This window comes from Clostridium sp. TJA085, from assembly GCF_058310235.1.
Genome location: NZ_JBZEEZ010000001.1, coordinates 1390864 through 1414404 on the forward strand (window position 1 = coordinate 1390864; position 23541 = coordinate 1414404).

The following is a 23541-nucleotide window of genomic DNA, read 5'->3' on the forward strand; positions in this document are numbered from 1 at the left end:
TATTAACTAAATAACAATTTCATTAATAAATAGTAAATTTTAATTTTTATATGCATAACAAAGTATTTTCTAGTTTTTTCAAGAATTTAAACGTTTTCTTTAATTTAATTAAATTAATTGAAATAGAATAATTACATATATAGATATATAATTATTTTGTAAGATTACTAAAGGGGGAATTTTTTTGAGAGGCAAAAGATTAATATCTATGTTAATTGCTACTAATTTATTAGTTGGATTATCAATAACTGGTTGTAGCAATAAATCAGATGAAAAAACTGGAAAAATAAAGGATAAAATAGTATATGCATTAAATACTTCTCCAACTGGTGTATTTAATCCACTAATATGCGATACTAGATATGACGTTAAGGTAAACGATATCATATATGATCCTCTATTAATTGTTAATGAAGATGGTTCTATTCAACCATGTATAGCTGAAAGCTATAAAATCTCAGATAATAAAAAAGATTTAACATTGAAATTAAATCCTAAAGCAAAATGGCATGATGATAAACCTATAACTGCTGAAGATGTTGCTTTTACTATATATTCCATGTTAAATCCAAACTATACAGGTGGCTCTGCTGGTGAATTAGGCAATATAAAAGGTGCAAGAGCTTTTACTGAAGGAAAGTCAAAATCTATTGAAGGAATAAAGGTGGTAGATAATAATACTATAACTATCCATTTTGAAAAAATTTACTCACCATCATTAAATGCTATATTAAACTTAAAACCAATCCCAAAACATATTTGGTCAAAATCACCAGTACAAAATTGGGATAAAGAAACTAAATTATTAAATAACCCTGTTGGTTCTGGAGCTTATAAACTATCTAAATTTGAATCAGGGCAGTATGTTGAATTAGAAGCATTTGATAATTATTTTAATGGAAAAGCTAAAACCAATAAATTTATACTAAAGGTAACTAATCCTGATACATTACAAGCTGAATTCAAAAATGGAAATGTAGATATAGCTAATGTAAATGATATGAGTAAATCTGAAGTAGAAGCATTAAAAAAGGATGGTTTTGATACAATAACTTATCCTGATTATATGTTCCAATATATGGGCTTTAACTTGAGAGAAAAAAAATTCCAAGATAAAAAAGTTAGACAAGCATTTATGTATGCAATAGATAGAAAACTTTTAGTAGATAAATTGTTAGAAGGTAATGGTGAAGTTATAAATACACCTTTATTACCTACTAGTTGGGCTTATCCAAAAGATATTAAATTAAATGAATATAATTACAATGTAGAAAAAGCTAAATCTCTATTAAAAGAAGCTGGTTGGACTGATAAAGATAATGATGGTATACTTGAAAATTCTAAAGGTGAAAAATTTACAGTTGAATTAAAATATCCTACTGGATTAAAATCTAGAGAACAAACCGCTCTAATAATTCAAGAAAGTTTAAAGAAAGTAGGCGTTAATGTAAAACTATCTTCTATGGAATTTTCAACACTAATGGAACAAGTAGTTGCAAATCATGAATTTGATTTATATTTAATGGGTAATACTTTATCACTTGATCCAAATCCAAAACCATTTTGGAGTTCTAAAGCAGCTTCTGATAAAAAAGGTGAACAAGGTTGGAATATAGTTTCATATAAAAATTCTAAAGTTGATGCTTTATTAGATAAAGGCCTTGAAACTATAAATCAAGATGAACGTAAAGAAGTTTATGCTGAATTTGGTAAAATATTAAACGAAGATGTTCCAGAAGCATTTTTATATGTACAAAACAATGAAATAATGTATAACTCAAAACTTAAAGAATTCAAACCTTCTACTTTCGATGAATTTAATAATATAAAAAATTGGTATATAGAAGAATAATAATTAAAGAAGGGATTTTTAGTCCCTTCTTTTTATTTTAATATATTTCAAATATATACAAAATTATAAAGGAGGTATTACGACATTTCATTTTATAATAAATGTCTATAAAATATGATAAATTATATAATCAAAAGAATTGGAACATCAATTATAATACTAATAGGTATATCCCTTATCGTATTTACATTAGTTCAGTTTCAACCTGGAAATCCTTATTCAACTATGATAGATCCAACTATACCACCAGAAACAGTTGAAAAAATGTTATTAAAAATAGGTTATTACGATCCTTTTCCATTGAAATATATTAAATGGTTAACTAGAGCAATTACAGGCGACCTTGGATACTCTATACATTATAAATTACCAGTTATAACAGTTATATCATCAAGAATTTGGAATACATTTTTGTTATCAATTTTTTCTTTTACTATTGGAACTATCATTGCAATACTAGTTGGAGTAATATCATCATATAAACCTAACTCTATTTTTGATTATATTACTACTATACTATCATTTATAGGTTTATCAATTCCTACATTCTTTTTTGGATTAATTCTTATAAAAATATTTTGTTTTAATACAAATTTTCTACCTTCATCTGGTATGAGCACTTTAGGTGCAAGCCATAGCGGAATAACTAAAATATTTGATATTGGTAAACATATGATTTTACCAGTTATAGTTTTATCTTTAACCCAAATAGCTTCTCTTATAAGATATAGCAGATCTTCAATGATAGATGTACTTAAAAATAATTATATTCAAACTGCTAGAGCTAAAGGGTTAAGCTTAAAAGCTACAATCTGGAAGCATGGTTTTAAAAACTCACTTATATCAATAATAACAATACTTTGTATGCAGATTCCCTCATTATTTTCAGGTGCATTAATAACAGAAACTATATTTCTTTGGCCTGGTATAGGTAGATTAAATTATGAAGCTGTTATAAATAGAGATTATCCATTGATTATGGGTATAACTATGATGTTAGCTATTTTAATAGTTTTTTCAAATTTATTAGCTGATATTTTATATGCAATTGCAGATCCTCGAATAAGACTTGATAGATGATTCGTACGGAGGTAAATTTTATGAACATACTTAAGATTAGATCAAAAAAATTAAATAATTTATCACCTTTAAAATATATGTCTATTAAAAAATTCACCAAAAATAAATTGGCTGTATTAGGATTAATAATAATTATTTTATTATCACTTTTTTCCATACTTGCCCCATTTATCACAAATTATAATCCTAGTACTACTGACCTATATAATATAAAATCACCACCAAACGCTATCCACATATTAGGAACTGATGAGGTAGGTAGAGATGTATTTTCAAGACTTTTATATAGTGGCAGAATATCTCTATCTGTTGGAATAGCATCTATGTTTATTCAATTAATTATTGGCGTTACAATAGGCTCTATTGCCGGTTATTATGGTGGTTTAGTCGATTCTATTATAATGCGATTAATTGATATAATAATGTGCTTTCCATTTTTCGTTATAGCTATTACAATTGCATCAATAGTTGGTCCAAATATCTTTAATTTAATATTAATAATTGGAATATTAATGTGGCCAGGTATAGCTAAAATAGTAAGAGCTGAAATACTTTCCTTAAAGGAAAGTGATTTTATACTCTCTGCTAAAGCTTTAGGCTTAAGTTCTATGGAAATAATAATAAAACATCTAATTCCAAGTGTAATATCTCCTATTTTGGTTGCTTCAACACTTTGTGTTGCAGATGGAATACTTACTGAAGCATCACTTAGTTTCTTAGGTATGGGTGTTAGACCTCCAAATCCAAGTTGGGGAAGTATGTTATCAGCTGCTCAAAATATACAAACTCTTCAAAATGAATGGTGGCTATGGGTACCATCTGGAATTATGGTAATATTAACGGTTTTATCAATAAATTTCTTAGGTGATGGTTTAAGAAATGCATTAGATCCTAAAATAAAAATTTAAGGAGATTACAATAATGAATTTACTACAAATAAAAAACCTTACAACAACTTTTAATACAGATTGCGGTAAAATAATCGCTGTTGATGATATCTCTTTTTCCTTAAAAAAAGGGGAAGTTCTTGGAATAATTGGTGAATCTGGTAGTGGAAAAAGTGTTACCTCTCTCTCAATAATGAATTTAGTTCCTAAGCCAAATGGATGTATAGAAAAAGGTTCAATATTATTTCATAATAATGATTTATTAAAGTTATCTGATTCTGAAATGTGTAATATAAGAGGAAATAAAATTTCAATGATATTTCAAGAGCCTATGATTTCATTAAATCCAGTCTTTACAGTTGGTAATCAAATACTTGAAGTTTTAAAAATACATAAAAAAGGATCAAAAACTGAAAATAAACAAAAAGTTTTAGAAATATTAAATAACTTAAAAATTCCTAACCCAGAGGAAATAATAAAAAAATATCCTTTTGAATTAAGTGGTGGTATGTGTCAAAGAATTATGATTGCCATTGCTATGGCGTGTAATCCAGAGATTATTATAGCGGATGAACCTACTACAGCACTAGATGTTACAACTCAAGCAGAAATATTAGATTTATTAAAAAATATAACTACACATAATAATTGTTCAGTGTTATTTATCACTCATGACCTTGGTATAATAGCAGAACTTGCTAATAGAGTAATTGTAATGTATAAAGGAAAAATAGTTGAAGAATGTGATGTATTAGAATTTTTCAATAATCCATTACATCCATATTCAAAAGCACTTATAAAATCTATGCCACAAAAATTCAATAAAAGATTTTTTTCTATAAAAGGTTCAATTCCTAGCCCTTATGAACATATAAAAGGTTGTCCTTATAATACTAGATGTGATAAATGTATAGACATATGCTTTATTAAAGCTCCTCCAATAAAAAAAATAAATTTTAATCATACAGTATGTTGTTGGCTTAATAAGGAGTGATTTTATGACAAATTCAAGTGATATTGATACTTTAATAGAAGTAAAAAATTTAAAAAAATATTTTCCCGTTAAAAATAAATTTTTTTCTAGAAGTAAATTTTATAATAAAGCAATTGATGATATATCTTTTTCTATAAAAAAAGGTAAGATTTTAGGATTAGTTGGTGAATCTGGTTGTGGAAAATCAACAGTAGGAAAAACTATATTAAATTTAATACAACCTACAGGAGGAACTGTAAAATTCAATAATAAACTAATTTTTGATGTTGAGAAAAATATTAAACTTCCAAAAGCACATCTAAACTCCATTAGAAAAGATATGCAAATAATATTCCAAGACCCTTACGGAAGTTTAGATCCTAAAATGACAATTAAAAATATAATATCAGAAGGAATAAAAAAACACAAAATAATACCTTCATCAGAAATTGAAAATAGATGTATAGAATTATTAAACTTATGTGGAATGGATAAAAGTTATTTAAATAAGTATCCTCATGAATTTAGTGGTGGACAAAGACAAAGAATTTGTATTGCAAGAGCTTTATCACTTAATCCTCAATTTATAGTGTGTGATGAACCTACAGCTGCTTTAGATGTATCAATACAATCTCAAATTTTAAATTTAATGTTGGATTTAAAAGAAGAACTTTCACTTACATATCTTTTCATATCTCATAACTTAAGTGTTGTTATGAATTTTTGTGATGATATATCTGTAATGTACTTAGGAAAAATAGTAGAAAGTGCACCAACAGATGAATTGAAAAGAAATCCACTTCATCCTTACACTAAAGTATTAATTTCATCAATGCCAGTAAGCCACCCTCTAGAAAAAAAACAAAGAATTTTATTAAAAGGATCTATTCCAAATGGAACAAATATCCCAAATGGTTGTCGCTTTCATACAAGATGTCCAAATTGTATGGATATTTGTAAAATAAAATCTCCTTGTTATAAAGAAATATCACCTAATCATTTAATAGCATGCCATTTATTCTAACAATTTAACTTTAATTATAAAAAGAGAAGATATTTAAAAATATCTTCTCCACATCATTTTAAACTACTAACCTACCTGGAATTAATAATTTATCACCAATTTGTAAATTATCTACATCTTCTAATTCATTTAATTTTATTATTTCTTCCATAGTTGTATTATACTTTTTAGCAAGTTTCCAAAGCGTATCTCCAGCACCTACAACATATATTGTTATACTTGCTTTCTTTTTAAGCTCTTCTCCCTCACCTTCAACTACATCATTTATAAATTCTTTTTTAATTTCAAATAAAACTTTTGCTGTTGTTATAACAGTTGCTTTTATAGCTATAGTATTAGCTTCTATTGAAGCCTCCATATTTTCTATACAACACTTAACCATAGCTTTCATATTTTCATTAGTTCCGTCTGTTTCTATAGCTATATTAAAAGGTATCTCCCCTGAAACTTTATCTAAATAATTTTCTTCATCACTAGTTTTATATATTACATTAACCTTTATATAACCACCAACTAAAACTTTATCTTTTACAACTGATTTTTCTGTTACTATAATATTACCTGAATATGTTATTATTTTTTCAGGTGTCATATCTCCTTCATTAATATATATATTGTCCTTTACTATTGTTTCATTATTATAAATACCTTGAAGCATACCCATTTCATATTCATCTTTAATTATATTTACAGGAAACTTAGGTGAATAAGCATCTGTTATTACGTCAATATTTTTCTTAGAAAAAGCTTTTATACTGCAATTAACTAAAACTTCTGTATTAACAATTCTTGATTCTCCTAAATCATCTTCTTGAACATTTATGTCCTTATTTTTTATATTATAATCTGCTAAAACTTGCATATCAGGAGTAACACCTGGAACTTCTAATTCTTTTGATAAATATATACTATCTTCTAAGCAATATATTTCTCTACTTTCATTGCTTAAATAAGCCATAAAAATCTTACAATAACATCCACAATATATTTTATCTTCCCCTACTTTTATTTCCTTTTTATAAAGTTCCATATTAGATTTTAATACTTTTGCAATTTGAGGCTTATCCATACTAACTCTTATAATGGACTTTCCTGTTATATCAACATTTTCATTTGCACTAGTACTATTTATAATTTCATTTTTCTTAAGTATTTCAATTCTTTCATCACCTTCAATGTCCTTTATTAATTCCAATTCTCTTCCTTTATATATTTCCCAATTAAAATTAAGTACTCCATCAATAGAAACTTTTCTCTCATTTATTATTTGAGCTTCAATATGTTCTACCTTACATTCTACTTCAAATACTAATTTATGTTCAGCTTCACCTAAATCTAAACTATTACTAAACTTTTGAGAATAGTTTACTGATGAAACTACCATTTCTTCTTCTTTAGCTAAATAAATAACTGTATAATCAACTTTTCCTTCTATATTTACTTTATCTCCTAATGTTTCTTTAGATAATATATAAGGATTAGCTTCTACCATAAGTACTCTCTCTACATCTGGATGAGTATCTGGTATTAAATATTCATCATTTAACATAGTTGTAGTATTACTTTCCTTTAATAACTGTTCAAACTGAACATTCTCTTTTATAACATCTATTTTGGACATTTTCATTCCTCCTTATAAACTTCCTACTACTATGTATATAAAAATATTCAAAATGTATTACTATTGTGATGATTATTTTATTTATTTTTATAAATATCAAATATTTTATCCATTTTAAGGTAAATTGTTTTTGTTATAAATTTCTATAAAAAATTTTTTAATTTTTTTGTTGACAAAAGTAGTTTCTTGTCGTAGTATAGTAAGTGGTTATTGACCATATAACCTCTCATAAATTCTCAATACCCTTTTATACCATAGTTGAAAGATGGAAACCCACCATCTTTCTTTTTTTTGCATAAAAAAACTTCGAAATAAATCGAAGTCTTTTTCTAACCTGGAAAATGCAATTGTACCGTTTGAGTTAACACATCTGAATAACTATATGTCACAGTTCTTTGGGTGTCGTCATCTAATCTTATTACAAATATACTTGGATAAATACTTTCTAAAACACCATCATTAACAAGGATTTTTTTTCTTCCTCCATTGGCTTTTAAGGTAACTTTTTCTCCAAGGTGTCCCTCAATACTTTTTTTAATTGAAGCAATTGTTTTAATACTTTCCATAAAAAACACCCTCTTTCTTTTAATTATTATACCATTTTTTTGAATTGATTTCAAGTAAAATTTTTATTTTAACACTTTACATTTATAATGTCAATATTTTTTAGATATTTAATTTACATTTTTATTATCTGTATATAGACTAAATTTTATACATGTTTATTGGAATTAAAATATAAAAAGGAACTATTAAAAGTTCCTTTTTATATTATATACTCGGATTTAGGATACCCCTCTCTGTACTTACCTCTTGTTTGTAAACCTCCAACACCTTTTATTCCTGTTATTGTATTTTCTATAACATCCTTTATTGAAACTACATCAGTTATTTTAGTGTATGCTAACTTCTCGCAAACAAATACTGGATCTAAACAATGAATTAGCACTCTACTTGGGGATGATGCAAAATTTGCTCCTGCATCTAACATACATTCATAGCAACTTTGACAAGCACCTGCAAAAATTATTAGTTCATCATAACTAGAGTTATAATCTCTAAGCGCCTTAACTGCATCTCTATAAAAAATCGAATTTCTATAGTTATTTAAATCTAAATAATCTCTTGTTCCTCTTAAGACACCATCATGACCTGTTAATACTACTATATCTGGTTTTATTCTTTTAACTAAATCAACAATTTTTTTAGGTTGTTCACATTCTGGTATTGATACTCCTACTGCATCTAAAGATAATTGCTTATATACTTTTAAACAAGTATCCATATATTCCTTATCTCCATCTACATGAAGTATTTTTCCAGGTCTTCCAAAAACCAATTCATCATTTCCCTTACCTTTTTTTATAGTTTTGCTTGCTCTTAATACACCATGCTTAGCAAGCTCACCTCTTGATGATATAGCAGACTTCAATGCAGCACTTACTCTGCTATTTAATATTTTATCCTTTTCAGCTGAATAATCATCTTCTACTTTTTCTAAATCATCAACACTAGCATCTGCTATTATTCTTATATTAATTCCCTTTAAAATATAACGTACTTCTCCATTTTCTTCTTTTATGTCTATAACTTTAAATGTTACATCTTTATCATATGATTTTCTTACAACTATATCTCCTACAACCATAAAACCCTCTAAAATATTATTTATTATTTCATTATATGTATTAATATAGATTTATGATTTAAAAAATAATAGGGCTGCTTAAAAAACAGCCCTTTTTTATTTAATATTATATTCTTCTTTAAATTGACTTAAGAAATTTAAATAATTTTCTTTTTCATCTATTATATTTTGAAGCTTCTTAGCAAAAGTATTTTGTCCCCAATTTACTTCATTATAATAGTATCTATTAGCTAATCTCCAATATCTTTGTGGAAATTGTAAGTAAGCATATAAAACCTTGTATTCATCTTCTCTTAATGGAGATATGTTATTATAGGATTCTATTATTGATTTTGCATATTCAAAATTCCACTCAACTCTTTTTAAAACTTTAGTAATAAAATTTGATATATCAAATACTCTTATTTCTCTTTTACAATAATCAAAATCTATAACATTAACATCATTATTCTTATCAATTATTATATTATGATAAGTAAAATCATGATGACATAAACTTTTATCCTTTTCAGCAATTTCACAAAGTTCAAGATAATTTGAACTTTCTAATGTATTAAATGCTTCTTTTCCCATTTCTTTATAAAATTCCATTGACTTAATATATATTAAATCAAAATCGCTTTTATGATGCTTCTTTCTAACCATATCTCTCATTTTATCTAGTGATTTAACTCTCTTTTGCATAAGATTTACCCATCTGCCTAAATCACTTTTTAATTTTGAATTTTCAGGTGGATCATATCCTTTTGATGCCTCATGTAACTTAGCTAATGTTTCAGCTGCAATTTTAACATCTTCTATTTCATGAAAATCACATTCTCTTCCTTCAATCCAATTAGATAAAGTATATAAATCTTCATTTACTAATGCATACGGCTCTCCATCAGTATTTAAAAAATATCTATCTATTTTATCAAATCCATTTTTTATTAAATGCTCTTTAGCACCACATACAAATAATAATTTTTGTGGTCCATAATTTATTTTCTTTAAACATCTCTCCCCTTTATTTGTTTTTAAATAATATACGCCTTTACTCGCTTTCAGAGTTTCTATTTCTATATCGAATTGTCTTTCTATTTCAAACTCTCTCATCATTTTAACCACCCCCTTAATATTTATATGTACATTATATTTATTTTATTAACACTTTCTAACTTATAAAAATATAATAAAATTAACAATAATTTGAAAGGATTAAATAATGAGAGTTGGAATTGATGGAAGAGCTGCAAAATGGTATAGAGGAACAGGCATTGGTACTTATACTCATCAGTTAATAAAAAGCTTAAATTATATAGATTTTAATAATGATTATTTAATTTTCACACCTGAAAACCCTGAGTTTAAAAATTTAAATAGAAACTTTAAAATTGAAAAGGTTAATGAACTGCTTAGTGAAAATTTTTGGGATGAAGTTAGAGTTCCAAATATTTTATCAAATAGTAATATTGATTTGTATCACGTTCCCCAAAATGGTGTTGGATTATCTGATAATGTAAACTGTAAAAAAGTAATTACATTGCATGATATAATTCCTCTAAAAATGCCTGAAACAGTTAGTAAAAGATATTTAAAAATTTTTAATAATGATATGCCAAATATTCTAAAACAATGTGATGGAATTATAACAGTTTCAGAATTTTCTAAAAGAGATATACACAAAGAATTTAATTTTCCAATGGAAAAAATATTTGTTACTCATTTAGCTGCCGAAAAAATTTATAAACCACTTGGAAAGCATCAATGTAAAAAAATATTAGAAAATAAATATAATATAAAATCAGATTTTATATTATATGTTGGTGGATTTAGTCCTAGAAAAAATATATTAGGACTTATAGAAGCATATTCTCTACTTCCTTTACCTTACAGAAAAAATACAAAGTTAGTTATAACAGGTAAAAAGGGGATATCATACAATCTCTATTTAAATAGAGCTAGAGAACTTAATGTACTTAATGATGTTATATTTACTGGTTTTATCCCATTAGAATATTTACCTTATTTTTATAATGCATCAGAAATGTTAGTATATCCTTCTTTTTATGAGGGATTTGGTCTTCCTCCAATAGAGGCAATGGCTTGTGGAACACCAGTTATAACTTCTAATGTAACTTCATTACCAGAAGTATGTTACGATTCTGCATTACTTATAAATCCTAATGACCCTCATGAATTAAGTCATGCTATGGAAAGAGTTTTAAGTGATAGTCTACTTGTACTTGCTATGGTTAAAAAGTCTATTATTAGAAGTAGACAGTTCTCTTGGGAAAGAACAGCTCAAAATACAATAAATGCTTATAATTCTATAATAAATAAATAAGGGTGCAAATACTGCACCCTTATTTATTTAGCTAACTCTTCTTTATAAAGCATTTTATAATCACTTAAAAACTTTCTTCTAAATATATCATTTTCTAATTTTGTTTTAAATCTATGCAAAAATATTTCTTCATCCCATTCTTTGTTTTTATGATAATATGATTTTATTATTGAATATATATCCCTTGGAAAACTCATAAATATATATATCAGCTTATATTCTTCTTCTGTAAGTGGTATAACTTTATTATAAGTATCTATAATCTTTTTGCATTTTTCAATACTAAATGTACTATTTTTTATCCATTTTAATATAAAGTCTGCAATATCTAAAGCTCTTAAATCAATTGTTGAGTAATCTAAGTCTATTATATTTACACCTGAATCATTTATTATAAAGTTATGATTTGCAAGATCATTATGACAAAGTGATATAAATTTATTGTCATTTATAAGCTTATCATAATTACTAATCCAAAGCATGTCTTTAGCCTTTGATAACTCAAATATATACTCATCACAAGTTTCCATAAATAACTTATCAAAATCATTTTTATAACTATATAAACTTACCCATCTTTTTATATCTAACATATCTTCTTCAGCATTTTTATAATAGTTAAACAAATCTTCTCCATATATGCACACAGTATCTTTAGCATTTAAATAATTAATTATTCCATAAGATGCCTTATGAAATTTTGCAACAGCATCAATACACATTTCAACCTCTAATGGATTATTGATAGATGCTTCCCTTCCCTCTATTAAATCCATTAGTATATAATTCTCTCCATTCCAATTTATAAATTCTTTATCTTTATTTATTTTATTCATATTCATTATATTTTTAAAATCATCATTAATATATTCAATAGATCTTCCAATGAAATTTATCTTATCTTCATTATAATCAACTTTTTTCAAAAGTTTCTTTCCATCTTCAGTCGTTAACATAAATAATTTTCTAAGTGGTGTAACATCTAAAATACTTATTCCTATTTCATCAAAAAACTTTTTACTAAGGTCGTACCTACAGAGATTTTTCCTTTCTGAGTATCTATCCTTTCCCATAATAGTCCTCCTTAAAATTCAAGTTCCTTTTCTACTATCTTCTTAATATCATCTTTACATTCATTTAAATTAAATCTATTTTTATATAAATATTTGATACCTTCATGTGGTATATTAACCATACAATTTATATAATTTAGGCTATCTTTGCTTAAATTATTTTTCTCAACATATTCTTCAGCATAATTTTTCAAGTCATCTTTACTAGACTTTTTTTTAATTTTTAAAAGATAATTTATAAAATCATCTTCTACTATATTAAATGAAATTTTCTTAATTTTACCAACCTCAACTTTTTCCATCACTCTTAAATTTGTTTCATCAACTTTATCTATGCATATTTCATCTTTTTTCATAGCTCTTTTATATATATCTTCAAGATATATATTATCCAACTTATCAAGTTCAATTTTTGCTCTAGCAAGTATTAACCTTCCATAAAGGTTATCTCTTGAAATAATATTTTCTAACTTCTTATTACTAACAACTAATCTATCTACTCTTTTACCAATTTCACTTAATATACTATTTTTTTCTATTGAATGATATCCCATAAGAACATCTTGCAACTTAATAATTAAATCAATTTGTGATGATACATTGATTTTAGAACTATCTCTTTTAAAATAATCTCCAATTAAATGTATATCCTTCTCTAATAAATACTTTTTTAAAGCTCCCTCATTCATTATCATTTCCCCTTACCTAAAAAAATTTTCAATAAACTCATCTCTATATTTTCTATCTTCTAAATATTTATTAAGCTTACCTAAAATAAATTCCTCTCCCCAAGGTTGTTGTTCCCAATACATTTGAAGACCCCTTTGCCAAAAGTCCTGTGGAAATCTTATAAATTCTTTTATAACATTTAATTCATCTTTACTTATTTCTATATTTTCTGAATAAGCATCTAATATTACGTTTGCCTTATTTTTATCCCACCTATTATATTTCATAGCTCTTATAAGTAATGAAGCTAAATCATGAATATGACTGTCTAGTATACAATAATCAAAATCTATTATTTTAATTTCATTGTTTTTCCCTATTAAAATATTATGATTTGCATAATCATGATGGCAAAACTCTCTTTTTAACATATGCCTTTCCATTATCTCAACATAATTACTATTTATAAGTCCCTTAATACTTTTATCTGCAATTGCTATCTGCTCATTTAAATTTTTTAAAAATACTTCATCAAATTTATTTTTATGAGCTTTTTGATTTATTCTTTTTGCAAAATCATATATTTCTTCTTTTCTAGTTTTAAATACATTTATCCATGAAAACCAATATATCCTTGGTGTCATCATAGGAGTTATATTAAAATCTCTACTTGCTATATGCAATTTAGATAATGCTCTTGATACATTTTTTAGTTCACTTAAATCATTATAATTACTTACCCTAGATTCAAACCATTCTGTTAAATACCCATATCCACCTTCATTTAATTCAACATAATCTAATCCGTTCCTTGTCTTAATTATATTAAGTACAGTACTAAAGCCTTTATTATTTAAATGTTTAATAGCTGAAATTATATAATATGAATGACCAAACTCATAATTTAAAACCTTAAAGCAATATCCACTATTTCCATTTATCTTAAAAGTATTTTTATGCTTTATAATACTTTTAACTTCTATACCATATTCTTTTTCTATGAGTACTTTCACATTATTTTCATTCATAAAATACACTCCCCATCTTATTTATCTTTCATTATATGAGTTCATTTAATTTAATGTGATTTTATTCACAAAATATGTTATTCATAATATTTTATAATATATAGCTAATTCGAGGTGTTTTAATGAAAATTTGTATAGATTCTAGAAGTGTTAATTTACATGGTGGTACAGGAATAGGTACCTATACTAAAAACTTAATTTCTGAAATGATAAACTTAGATAAAAATTCTTTATTCACACTTATATGGACTGGAAAAGTTGATCCAATCTTTTTAAATAATAATACTGAACTAATACATTGCTCTGGAAGGCGCTCTAATTTTTTTGATAAATATTATATTCCAAACATTATTAAAGAAAGAAACTTAGAATTATATCACATACCTCAAAATGGAATAGGCTCACCATTAGATGAAAATATAAATACAGTAGTTACAATTCATGATTTAATACCCTATATAATGCCTGAAACAGTTGGCCAATCGTATTTAAAAAAATTCTTAAAAACTATGCCTGATATAATAGAAAACGCAAAAGGAATAATTACTGTTTCAGAATACTCAAAAAAAGATATTTTAAGATTTTTTAAAGGCTATCCAGAAGATAAAATATTCGTTACACACTTATCAACAAATTCTGAGTTTTATCCTCATGATAAAGATATATCAAGAAAAATAGTCAACAATAAATATAACTTTGATACTCCATATTTATTATATATAGGTGGATTTAGTGCTAGAAAAAATGTAAAAGGAATAATTGACTCTTTTAAAAAAATAAATAAAAACTTAACTAATAAATATAAATTAGTTTTAGTTGGATCATTAAAAGATGAGGGACTTAACTTAAAAAAATATGCTGAAGATTTAAATATTATTGATGATATAATTTTTACAGGATTTGTAGAAGACTCCTATCTACCAATTTTATATAGTGGTGCTGATTTATTTGTATATCCTTCCTATTATGAAGGTTTTGGTCTTCCACCACTTGAAGCAATGAGTTGTAAAACTGCAGTTATAACCTCTAACACAACCTCAATACCAGAGGTTACAAGTGATTGTGCTATACTTATTAACCCTTTAAATAATGATAGTTTATCTGAAAATATATTTAAAATTTTAGAAGATAAAGATTTAAGAACAAAATTAGAAGATAAAGCATATAAAAGAAGCCTCCAATTTTCTTGGAGGAAAACAGCACTTAATACACTTAACGCTTACGAAAATATATTAAATTCCTTATTTTAATAGCTCTTTTTTAACTTCTTTATATAAATTATAATTTTTTATTTTAGGAGCCTTCTTTGATATATTACTCATTACAACAAGAGGGCTCTTTCCTATAAAATTATTCATACTCTTCTCTATTTCTTTATTGTTATAAGCATAAATATATGTTGGAAACAAATCTCCATTAAGCGCATACTCTAATGCTATATCTGTATTTGTAATCATATATTCAGAAAAACTATTTATAAGTTCTCTATTTTTTTTATCATTATTAATTACAAATGAACTATATCCATCAGCCACAAAAAATCTATTTGATCCAATTTTATAGGCTGGAATATCATTTACAGTCCACTCACACTTTTTTCTTAAATCTTTAAGTATTTTCATAGTATTTATTGATGAAATTATAGCAAAAAAGTCATCACCTTCTCTAGCTAAAATTTTATTGTCTTCTAAGTTTTTATAATCCTTTTTTACTGCCTTTATAACTTCTTCTTTATTATTAAAATAATCAATATTCTGCATAATAAGTACCTTTATAAGATTTTCATAATCATCATCTATTGTACTTAACCCCTTATATTTACCATTACTTTTTTTATAAATATTTTTGGATACTTTAATAAAGTCATCCCATGTATTTATATCAGAACTTTTATATCCATATTGTTTTAATACATCCTCTCTTAAATATAAAACTAAAGGATTAGTTGTTAATGGAATACCCATTTCTTTTCCGTCAATAGTTATTTGTTGAAGACTACTTTTTGTAAAATTTCTTTTATATATATTTAATAAATCTTCTTCATTTTCAAAATTTAACTTATATTTATTCTTTAAATAATCTAACTCATAACTATTTAAAATAGCTATATTAGGAAGGTTGTCTTTTTTACCTTCTTTAAATTTATTATCTAAATCTTTAATATTATCTATTAGCTCAATATTTATTTTAGTTCTACTATGCCCATTCATATAATTCTCTGCTAATTCAGATATATATTCATTAGTATATTTATCAGTAACTACAGTTATAGTACCACTTATAACACCTTCTCTATCTTTAGTAAAAAAATTTATTATAAGTATAGAAACAATAACTGTAATTATAGTTATTATTATAGTTTTTATTCTGTTATTCATAAAATCAACCCTTCTAAACTATGACTTAACTTTCTTTTTCAAGTATATCATAGCTATAGCTAATGCTAATATTCCACAAAATAATTTTGTAAATATATAAATTCCTATAACTTCTTTTGCCTCACTTGCTACAAACCCAAGTTGTCCACCAAGTACATATGCACCACTAACAGAAAAAGCACTACATAATATTTTCCCCCTCTTATCTAATTTTTCAAATGAGGTAAATATTATTATAGCTGATGCCAAACTTCCAATAAAAGCTGTTATAGAATATTTATTTACACTAAATTTATTAGCTATATTTTGCAAGTACTTATTTAAAAATTTATTTATAACCTCTAACATTACATATGCTCCACCTAAGAATATTGCAATATTACCAACTATAGACAAAGTATCTTTAAGTGGCATTAATTCCTTAAATATTATAACTCCTGATATTTGTTGAAATCCTACAATTACAAATCCAAGTATACTTAGAAACAAAATTCCTTTTGAAAGTTTAATTAATATATTTATTGTTAAGTCTTTAAAATAAACTATACCAATAATCATAAGTATAGAAATTATAAATAAAGGAATTAAATTTAATAATATAATCTTAATAGGTATTTTTAGAAATATTCCTGCTAAAAATAAACCTAAAGGCAGAACTGCTATACCAAATATTATTCCTAATAAAAATTCCTTCAAGCTTTCTTTCTTTATAATTCCAAGAGCTAATGGCAGGGTGAAACTTAAAGTACACCCTAATATAGATGCCATTAAAACTCCTGAGAAATAAATCATATTACTATTTAATGCTATATCATTTGCTATACTAAATGCTCCCATATCTATAGCAATTATAGTTGATACAAATATAGATGGATCTATATTTATATAATTTGAAATTGGCATTAATGCACTTTGAAGCCAAGATGCTATAACTGGAGTTAAAGATATAATTCCAACCATTGATATAGCTAATGCTCCCATATTTTTTATTCCTTCTTCAAAACACATTCCAAGTTTTAATTTATTTCCTAAAAAATAATCAACTGCTCCTATTACAAAAAAAACAGCAATTATATATAATATTATTTTTTCCATAAACCCCTCTTTTACCTTTATCCTTCAGATACTAAATTTTTTATCCAATTCCTTGATGATATTCTTTTAAAGCAAGCAATCCCCTTACTTATTTCCTCAAATGTACAAAGAGCATAAACCAAATAAACTGGTAATTTAAAAACAAATGCTCCTAATAATGCAAGCGGTACTCCTATAAACCACATAGTTATACTCTCTATAAGAAATGAAGCTTTAACATCTCCTCCACCTCTCATTACTCCTACTATTGCTATTATATTATAAACTCTTATAACCATAACAATTGATGTTGCATATATTATATACCTTGACCAAATTTTAACTTGCTCTGAAACATCATATATAGATATTATTGAACTTGCGCATAAAGATAATGCTATTGCTATAATTAGTCCAATTAAACATCCAAGTTTAATACAATCCTTTCCATACTCATCAGCCTTTTCTTCGTCTCCTCTACCAACTTGTGCTCCGACCATAACTAAAGCAGCATTTCCTATACCAAAAATAATTACCATAAATAAATTATTTATAGTTGTTGCAATCTGGACAGATGCTATAGCTTGCGTTCCTATTCTTCCATAAATAATATTATACATAACAGAACCAAATCCCCAACAAGCTTCATTTAAAACTACTGGAAGAACTGTTATATATATTTTCTTTACAAAAGATAAATCAAAAGAAAATAACTCTTTTAAATTTCCAGCTAAAATATTATTGCTATAATAAACGTAACCTATAATTATTAAAAATTCAATTATTCTTGCAATTAATGTTGCTATTGCTGCACCTTTAACACCAAGCTCTGGCATTCCAAAATAACCAAATATAAGTATATAATTAAGTACAGTGTTAATTATTAAAGCTATTGAGCTTCCTATCATAGGTATAGTTGTTTTTTCTATACATCTTAGCGCTATTCCATAATTAAACGTAATAGTAGTAAAAATATAACTTAGCGATACTATTATAAGGTATTCAACACCAAGTTTTATAACTTCAAAATCTTTATTAAATATTCCAATTATGCCCTCTGGAAATATTTGAGCTGTAATAGTAAATATGCTTCCCATAACAATTGCACATACAATTCCTATTCCAATTAACTTTTTTATATTTTCATTATCTTTTTTTCCAAAGTATTGAGATACAAAAATTCCTATACCACTAAATAATCCCATCATTAATATACTAAGTAAGAAAAAGTATTGATTTGCTATTCCAACTGCAGCAATTTCATTTTCTCCAAGCTTCCCAATCATCATAGTATCTACTATATTTAAAGATGATGTTATAAAATTTTGTATAACAATAGGTAAAGCTATAATAGCAACCTTTTTATAAAATCTTTTATCTATATTTAATATTTTATTCATGCTAGCTCCTCTTACTTCTTTAACCTTTAGTATAATATGCAATTCCTATACTTCCTGGTCCAACATGTAAGCCGATAATAGGTCCTATAGGTTGTACAATAACATCTCCCTTTAATCCATTAACTCTTAACTTTTCTTCTATCTGTTCTTTTAATATAATTCCATCATCTTCACAGTTTATATGATGAACTGTTATATGACAAAAATCTTTTTCATGTATATCTTCAAACATTTGATTTATCATAGTATTTATTGCTTTTTTTCTAGTTCTAACTTTTTGAAAAACTGTTGTTTTTCCATCTGTTACCGTAAGAATAGGAATAATTTTTAATATATTTCCTAAAAGAGCAGCTGCTCCTCCAATTCTTCCACCTTTTTTTAAATACTTTAGTGTTTCAGGTATAAACAAAAATCTACTATTGCTTATAACACTTTTTGCTTTATTAGCAACTTCTAATATATCCTCTCCTGACTTAGCTGCCTTTGCAGCTTCAATTACAGCATACCCCATTTGCATACAATTACTTCTTGAATCTATAATTTCTATTTGTGCATTTTCATTTTCTTCCAATATCATATCTTTAATCATTTTAGCTGATTGATAAGTTCCACTCATATCTGATGATATAAATATCCCTACAATCTTATCACCTTGATTTATAATATTTTGAAAAGTTTCTTTCACTTCCCCTATATTTGGTTGTGATGATGTTGGTATTTCTCCACTTTCATTCATCATTTTAAAAAATTCATCATTTGTTAAATCCATTTCCCTGTACCCTTGTCCATTAAATATTACACTTAATGAAACTACTTCTATACCTAAACTTTCCCTAATATTTTTAGGTATATAACTAGTACTATCAGTTACCACTCTTACGCCCATTTCTACCTCCACAAATTTTAAATTATATAAATAAAATTATATCATAATCATATATTTAGACTAGATATTATTATTAAAGTATATTATTTTTTTCCATTATAAGTTCAATTGTAATTATAATATATAGTTATTTTTATAACAAAAAAATAATACACACTAATTTATGTTTTAACTAAATTAGTGTGTATTTATTAATAAACTATGCTTCCAATGTTAAGTCTAAAGTTTCATTTTTTCCGTCTCTTTCAACTTTAACCTTTACTGTGTCTCCAGCATTTTTCTTATTTTTTATTTCATTTAATTCTTGAAGGGTTTTAACTCTCTTTCCTCCAAACTCAGTGATAGTATCACCTGGTCTAATTCCAGCTTTTTCAGCTGGTGAAAATTCTTCTACTTCAACTACGTATATTCCTTCTGGTAAATTATATTGTTTTGATAATGCTTTATCTATTTCTCTAACCTTTACTCCTAAAGTTAATATTGGCTTTGATAAAACATCTAATTTTTGTTTAACTTCATTTATAGGAATTGCAAATCCTATACCTTCTGCTCCACCAGATACCTTCATAGTATTTATTCCTATAACTTGCCCTTCTGTATTTACTAATGGACCACCACTATTACCTGGATTTATAGCTGTATCTGTTTGAATCAAATTCACTTGTTTTCCAGTTTCAGTATTAACAGTTCTTCCAACTGCACTTATAACCCCTTTAGTTACTGTTTGAGCAAATTCCTTTGAAAGAGGTGTTCCAATTGCTATAACTTCCTCACCCGGTTTAAGTTTTGAAGAATCACCAAGTTCTGCTATAGCAGGAACTTTAAATTTTCCTTGCATTCTAATCATGGCTATATCTTGATTTTCATCATAATTAATAACTTTAGCTTTTATCTCTTCTCCAGTACTTAATGTTACAGTAACCTCTTGAGCTCCTTTTATAACATGATAATTAGTTAATATATCTCCTTTATCATTTATAATAAACCCTGTTCCAATCCCTTCAACCTGTTGTGGAATAATTCCATTTTGACGACTTAACCCCTTTGTTGAAACTATTACAACTGCTGGTGCAACTTTATTAAAAGCTTGCTCTGTAGTAAGTTGAGATACCTCCTTAAAATTTGAAGGAGATTCATTTTGAGTATTTATTTTTTGACTATCCTTTTTCATAATCATATATGTTATTCCACTACTAAATATTCCAGCAAGCATTGCAGTAACTATTACAACTACAACCATAATAAAAGTATTACCCTTTTTTCTCTTTGGTTTTTGACTATTAAATTCATTATTTATATTTTGATCTGTATTCATTAATTACCTCCTGCACTGTGATTTCTTAATATCAGTATAAAAAAATTTTGTGTCAACTATATGGCATATAAAAAAATTTTTAATTAATAAAAAATACTGAATGAATTTATTCATCCAGTATTATTATATCCATATATTTTTTATTAATAATATTTAATAATTTTAGTTAGTTTTTTCATTAACCTTTTTAATTTTTCTAGCTATCTCAACAACTTTTTTTATTGAGTTTTTAACGCTATCTGAGTCCATCATTGAATATACATTGCCACTATAACTGCTTTTATATTCAAATGTTAGATTATTACCACCAAGTCTTTTCAATGAATTATTATCTTGATTGCTTATTATATAATAAGGAATATCTTTAAACATACCATTTTTTTGACTATCATTTGATATATTATATATATTTTTAGTTTCATTATAAACAGCATCTCTATAATTATTTTGATTCTTTTTATAATCAAATTGTTTTTTTTCAGATTCTGATAAATTATTAGAAAAATCAGGTATACTGCTTACAAGTCCTAATTTATCCATAATTAAAGTTAAAGAAATATTAGATCCTATAGCCTCTATCTTTTTCCTTACTAAATCAGCCATTCCTGTAATACCTAAACTTTCTTCTTTTAACTTTTCTTCATCATAAGGATTTACCAAAACTACACCTGCTACAGTTTCTGGATAAAGACTTGCAAAATTAGTCATAACTAAACTACCATATCCTTCTCCAACTAATATAAATGGTGAGCTAACTGCAGCTTTTCTAAGAAGTATTTTCAAATCTTCTGCTTGTTCTTTTGGTGTCTGTAATTTACCACCATCATTTTCTCCATAACCTCTTCTATTATATACAAATGTTTTTACTCCCAAACTACTTGAAACATCTTTAGCAACTTTATTCCATTCTTCTGCTGTTGCTCCAGTAGTTCCATCAAAAATAACTGTATAATCTCCAAATCCACTTACTTTATACTCCATCTTTTTTCCATTCACTCTAGTATACGACATCCTTGAGCTTGACTTTTCATTTGTATAAAAATTATGGCCCCATTGAATTATCATCCCTGTAATTATAATAAGTAATATCACTAATACTATTCTTTTGAAAAGCATAAATTTAGGAATTTTTTCTTTCATATTTACAGTATGTAAGCTGTTAGAATTAGATAATAATTTCATATCTTTCCTCCTATAAGCCACTAAACACTAAAGTTTAAGATTAGGCTTTGCATTTAAGTCAAGTGATGATTCCTCACCATTTATAAATCTAAAGTATGCAGCACTTCCTATCATAGCAGCATTATCTGTACATAGTATAGGTGCTGGGAATAATATTTTTATTCCTTTTTTATTTCCTTCTTCTATTAGTGCTTCTCTTAATGCTGAATTTGATGCAACTCCACCAGCTATAGCTATTTTATCTAAATGTTTCTTTTTACAAGTTTCAAATACATTATCTTTTAATACCTCAACTACAGCATTTTGGAATGATGCTGCAATATCAGCTGGAACTATTTCTTCATTTTTCATTTTAGCTTTATTTATGTAATTAAGTACTGCTGATTTTAATCCACTAAAAGAAAAATCTAATGTATCATCATGAAATTTAGCTCTTGGAAATTTTATAGCATCTTTATTTCCTTCTTTAGCTAACTTATCTATTTTAGGTCCTCCTGGATATCCTAGTCCTATTGCTCTTGCTACCTTATCATAAGCTTCACCAGCTGCATCATCTCTAGTTTGCCCTATAACTTCATATTTACCATAATCTTTAACATAAACAATAAAAGTATGTCCTCCTGAAACTACTAATGAAACAAAAGGTGGTTTTAAATCTTTATGTTGTATGTAATTTGCTGAAATATGGCCTTCTATATGGTTTACTCCTATAAGTGGCTTATTTGTTGCCATAGCAAGTCCTTTAGCATACTGAAGCCCTACTAATAAAGCCCCAACAAGACCTGGTCCATATGTAACACCTATGGCATCTATATCATCTAATGTTACATTTGCTTCTTCTAAAGCTTCTTTAACAACACCATTTATAACCTCTGTGTGCATTCTTGATGCAACTTCTGGAACAACTCCACCAAATTTTTTATGTGTATCTATCTGAGATGCTATGATATTTGAAAGAACTTCTCTACCATTGCGTACAACAGCAGCTGAAGTCTCATCACAGCTTGATTCAATTGCTAAAATTAATTTATTTTCCATAGAAACTCCCTCTTTTTGTATAATCATATAAAATTCAACTATTTGTAATTATACTTCATTAATAAATTATTATCAATGAAACTGCTA

Annotated in this window: 21 protein-coding genes; 7 read left to right on the top strand and 14 right to left on the bottom strand. The window is 26.2% G+C overall.

Going from position 1 to position 23541, the window contains the following annotated elements:
• Positions 1-184: 184 nt before the first annotated feature.
• The 5 genes from AC4FQW_RS07090 (at position 185) to AC4FQW_RS07110 (ending at position 5816) form a co-directional block, all read left to right on the top strand.
• Positions 185-1852 (top strand): ABC transporter substrate-binding protein, encoded by a 1668-nt coding sequence (locus tag AC4FQW_RS07090; protein ID WP_491148087.1) that lies wholly within the window; start codon positions 185-187, stop codon positions 1850-1852.
• A 114-nt stretch (positions 1853-1966) separates the two neighbouring features.
• Positions 1967-2932: an ABC transporter permease gene (locus tag AC4FQW_RS07095; protein ID WP_491148089.1), complete on the top strand. Its 966-nt coding sequence runs from the start codon at positions 1967-1969 to the stop codon at positions 2930-2932.
• 20 nt (positions 2933-2952) lie between these two features.
• Positions 2953-3840, top strand: a complete 888-nt coding sequence (gene opp4C, locus AC4FQW_RS07100; RefSeq protein ID WP_303130492.1) for an oligopeptide ABC transporter permease — start codon at positions 2953-2955, stop codon at positions 3838-3840.
• Positions 3841-3853: 13 nt separating this feature from the next.
• On the top strand, positions 3854-4813 hold the full coding sequence (locus AC4FQW_RS07105; protein ID WP_491148091.1) for an ABC transporter ATP-binding protein: 960 nt from the start codon (positions 3854-3856) through the stop codon (positions 4811-4813).
• Between the two features lie 4 nt (positions 4814-4817).
• Positions 4818-5816, top strand: a complete 999-nt coding sequence (locus tag AC4FQW_RS07110; protein ID WP_491148093.1) for an ABC transporter ATP-binding protein — start codon at positions 4818-4820, stop codon at positions 5814-5816.
• 58 nt (positions 5817-5874) lie between these two features.
• Here the strand turns inward: AC4FQW_RS07110 and AC4FQW_RS07115 are convergent, their stop codons facing one another.
• The 4 genes from AC4FQW_RS07115 to AC4FQW_RS07130 form a co-directional block, all read right to left on the bottom strand.
• Complete coding sequence (locus AC4FQW_RS07115; protein ID WP_491148095.1) at positions 5875-7437, bottom strand: DUF3794 and LysM peptidoglycan-binding domain-containing protein; 1563 nt, start codon at positions 7435-7437, stop codon at positions 5875-5877.
• A gap of 329 nt (positions 7438-7766) precedes the next feature.
• A complete protein-coding gene (locus AC4FQW_RS07120; protein ID WP_303129802.1) occupies positions 7767-8003 on the bottom strand; it encodes a Veg family protein in 237 nt (78 codons plus the stop codon).
• A gap of 200 nt (positions 8004-8203) precedes the next feature.
• The gene (gene yabG, locus AC4FQW_RS07125) at positions 8204-9085 is read right to left on the bottom strand and encodes a sporulation peptidase YabG (protein WP_303129799.1); all 882 of its coding nucleotides are present in this window, start codon (positions 9083-9085) and stop codon (positions 8204-8206) included.
• A 96-nt stretch (positions 9086-9181) separates the two neighbouring features.
• Complete coding sequence (locus AC4FQW_RS07130; protein ID WP_303129797.1) at positions 9182-10183, bottom strand: CotS family spore coat protein; 1002 nt, start codon at positions 10181-10183, stop codon at positions 9182-9184.
• Positions 10184-10289: 106 nt separating this feature from the next.
• Here AC4FQW_RS07130 and AC4FQW_RS07135 point away from each other — a divergent pair, with 106 nt between their 5' ends.
• Complete coding sequence (locus tag AC4FQW_RS07135) at positions 10290-11411, top strand: glycosyltransferase family 4 protein (protein WP_303129796.1); 1122 nt, start codon at positions 10290-10292, stop codon at positions 11409-11411.
• 23 nt (positions 11412-11434) lie between these two features.
• Here AC4FQW_RS07135 and AC4FQW_RS07140 read toward each other — a convergent pair whose 3' ends face one another.
• Genes AC4FQW_RS07140 through AC4FQW_RS07150 form a run of 3 tightly spaced genes read right to left on the bottom strand, consistent with a single transcriptional unit; the run spans position 11435 to position 14181 of the window.
• Entirely contained in the window at positions 11435-12484 is a 1050-nt protein-coding gene (locus tag AC4FQW_RS07140; protein WP_303129795.1) for a CotS family spore coat protein, read from the bottom strand.
• Between the two features lie 11 nt (positions 12485-12495).
• The gene (locus AC4FQW_RS07145; RefSeq protein WP_491148096.1) at positions 12496-13173 is read right to left on the bottom strand and encodes a hypothetical protein; all 678 of its coding nucleotides are present in this window, start codon (positions 13171-13173) and stop codon (positions 12496-12498) included.
• Between the two features lie 12 nt (positions 13174-13185).
• The gene (locus tag AC4FQW_RS07150) at positions 13186-14181 is read right to left on the bottom strand and encodes a CotS family spore coat protein (RefSeq protein ID WP_491148097.1); all 996 of its coding nucleotides are present in this window, start codon (positions 14179-14181) and stop codon (positions 13186-13188) included.
• A 122-nt stretch (positions 14182-14303) separates the two neighbouring features.
• Here AC4FQW_RS07150 and AC4FQW_RS07155 point away from each other — a divergent pair, with 122 nt between their 5' ends.
• Entirely contained in the window at positions 14304-15431 is a 1128-nt protein-coding gene (locus AC4FQW_RS07155; RefSeq protein WP_491148099.1) for a glycosyltransferase family 4 protein, read from the top strand.
• On the opposite strand, the gene AC4FQW_RS07160 is transcribed toward AC4FQW_RS07155, so the two are convergent.
• From AC4FQW_RS07160 to tsaD, 7 genes are all read right to left on the bottom strand, one after another.
• A complete protein-coding gene (locus AC4FQW_RS07160) occupies positions 15423-16559 on the bottom strand; it encodes an ABC transporter substrate-binding protein (protein ID WP_491148100.1) in 1137 nt (378 codons plus the stop codon). The two genes, AC4FQW_RS07155 and AC4FQW_RS07160, sit on opposite strands and share 9 nt — an antisense overlap.
• An 18-nt stretch (positions 16560-16577) precedes the next feature.
• The gene (eutH, locus tag AC4FQW_RS07165) at positions 16578-17654 is read right to left on the bottom strand and encodes an ethanolamine utilization protein EutH (RefSeq protein ID WP_303129781.1); all 1077 of its coding nucleotides are present in this window, start codon (positions 17652-17654) and stop codon (positions 16578-16580) included.
• A 17-nt stretch (positions 17655-17671) separates the two neighbouring features.
• Positions 17672-19033, bottom strand: a complete 1362-nt coding sequence (locus tag AC4FQW_RS07170) for an MATE family efflux transporter (RefSeq protein WP_491148103.1) — start codon at positions 19031-19033, stop codon at positions 17672-17674.
• Positions 19034-19052: 19 nt separating this feature from the next.
• Complete coding sequence (locus AC4FQW_RS07175) at positions 19053-19919, bottom strand: DegV family protein (RefSeq protein WP_491148104.1); 867 nt, start codon at positions 19917-19919, stop codon at positions 19053-19055.
• A 199-nt stretch (positions 19920-20118) separates the two neighbouring features.
• Positions 20119-21234, bottom strand: coding sequence for a S1C family serine protease (locus AC4FQW_RS07180; RefSeq protein WP_491148106.1), 1116 nt, complete (start codon positions 21232-21234; stop codon positions 20119-20121).
• 162 nt (positions 21235-21396) lie between these two features.
• Positions 21397-22416 carry an alpha/beta fold hydrolase gene (locus AC4FQW_RS07185; protein WP_303129774.1) on the bottom strand — a complete coding sequence of 340 codons (1020 nt, stop codon included), beginning with the start codon at positions 22414-22416 and terminating at the stop codon, positions 21397-21399.
• Positions 22417-22443: 27 nt separating this feature from the next.
• On the bottom strand, positions 22444-23454 hold the full coding sequence (tsaD, locus tag AC4FQW_RS07190) for a tRNA (adenosine(37)-N6)-threonylcarbamoyltransferase complex transferase subunit TsaD (RefSeq protein ID WP_303129773.1): 1011 nt from the start codon (positions 23452-23454) through the stop codon (positions 22444-22446).
• Positions 23455-23541: the final 87 nt, after the last annotated feature.

Coding starts and splice junctions, on each gene's coding strand:
- tsaD (WP_303129773.1), bottom strand. CDS start 23,454: ATGGAAAATAAATTAATTTTAGCAATTGAATCAAGCTGTGATGAGACT.
- AC4FQW_RS07185 (WP_303129774.1), bottom strand. CDS start 22,416: ATGAAATTATTATCTAATTCTAACAGCTTACATACTGTAAATATGAAA.
- AC4FQW_RS07145 (WP_491148096.1), bottom strand. CDS start 13,173: ATGAATGAGGGAGCTTTAAAAAAGTATTTATTAGAGAAGGATATACAT.
- AC4FQW_RS07150 (WP_491148097.1), bottom strand. CDS start 14,181: ATGAATGAAAATAATGTGAAAGTACTCATAGAAAAAGAATATGGTATA.
- AC4FQW_RS07120 (WP_303129802.1), bottom strand. CDS start 8,003: ATGGAAAGTATTAAAACAATTGCTTCAATTAAAAAAAGTATTGAGGGA.
- eutH (WP_303129781.1), bottom strand. CDS start 17,654: ATGGAAAAAATAATATTATATATAATTGCTGTTTTTTTTGTAATAGGA.
- AC4FQW_RS07095 (WP_491148089.1), top strand. CDS start 1,967: ATGATAAATTATATAATCAAAAGAATTGGAACATCAATTATAATACTA.
- AC4FQW_RS07115 (WP_491148095.1), bottom strand. CDS start 7,437: ATGTCCAAAATAGATGTTATAAAAGAGAATGTTCAGTTTGAACAGTTA.
- AC4FQW_RS07105 (WP_491148091.1), top strand. CDS start 3,854: ATGAATTTACTACAAATAAAAAACCTTACAACAACTTTTAATACAGAT.
- AC4FQW_RS07155 (WP_491148099.1), top strand. CDS start 14,304: ATGAAAATTTGTATAGATTCTAGAAGTGTTAATTTACATGGTGGTACA.
- AC4FQW_RS07160 (WP_491148100.1), bottom strand. CDS start 16,559: ATGAATAACAGAATAAAAACTATAATAATAACTATAATTACAGTTATT.
- AC4FQW_RS07110 (WP_491148093.1), top strand. CDS start 4,818: ATGACAAATTCAAGTGATATTGATACTTTAATAGAAGTAAAAAATTTA.
- AC4FQW_RS07135 (WP_303129796.1), top strand. CDS start 10,290: ATGAGAGTTGGAATTGATGGAAGAGCTGCAAAATGGTATAGAGGAACA.
- AC4FQW_RS07130 (WP_303129797.1), bottom strand. CDS start 10,183: ATGATGAGAGAGTTTGAAATAGAAAGACAATTCGATATAGAAATAGAA.
- AC4FQW_RS07175 (WP_491148104.1), bottom strand. CDS start 19,919: ATGGGCGTAAGAGTGGTAACTGATAGTACTAGTTATATACCTAAAAAT.
- AC4FQW_RS07140 (WP_303129795.1), bottom strand. CDS start 12,484: ATGGGAAAGGATAGATACTCAGAAAGGAAAAATCTCTGTAGGTACGAC.
- AC4FQW_RS07170 (WP_491148103.1), bottom strand. CDS start 19,033: ATGAATAAAATATTAAATATAGATAAAAGATTTTATAAAAAGGTTGCT.
- AC4FQW_RS07180 (WP_491148106.1), bottom strand. CDS start 21,234: ATGAATACAGATCAAAATATAAATAATGAATTTAATAGTCAAAAACCA.
- opp4C (WP_303130492.1), top strand. CDS start 2,953: ATGAACATACTTAAGATTAGATCAAAAAAATTAAATAATTTATCACCT.
- yabG (WP_303129799.1), bottom strand. CDS start 9,085: ATGGTTGTAGGAGATATAGTTGTAAGAAAATCATATGATAAAGATGTA.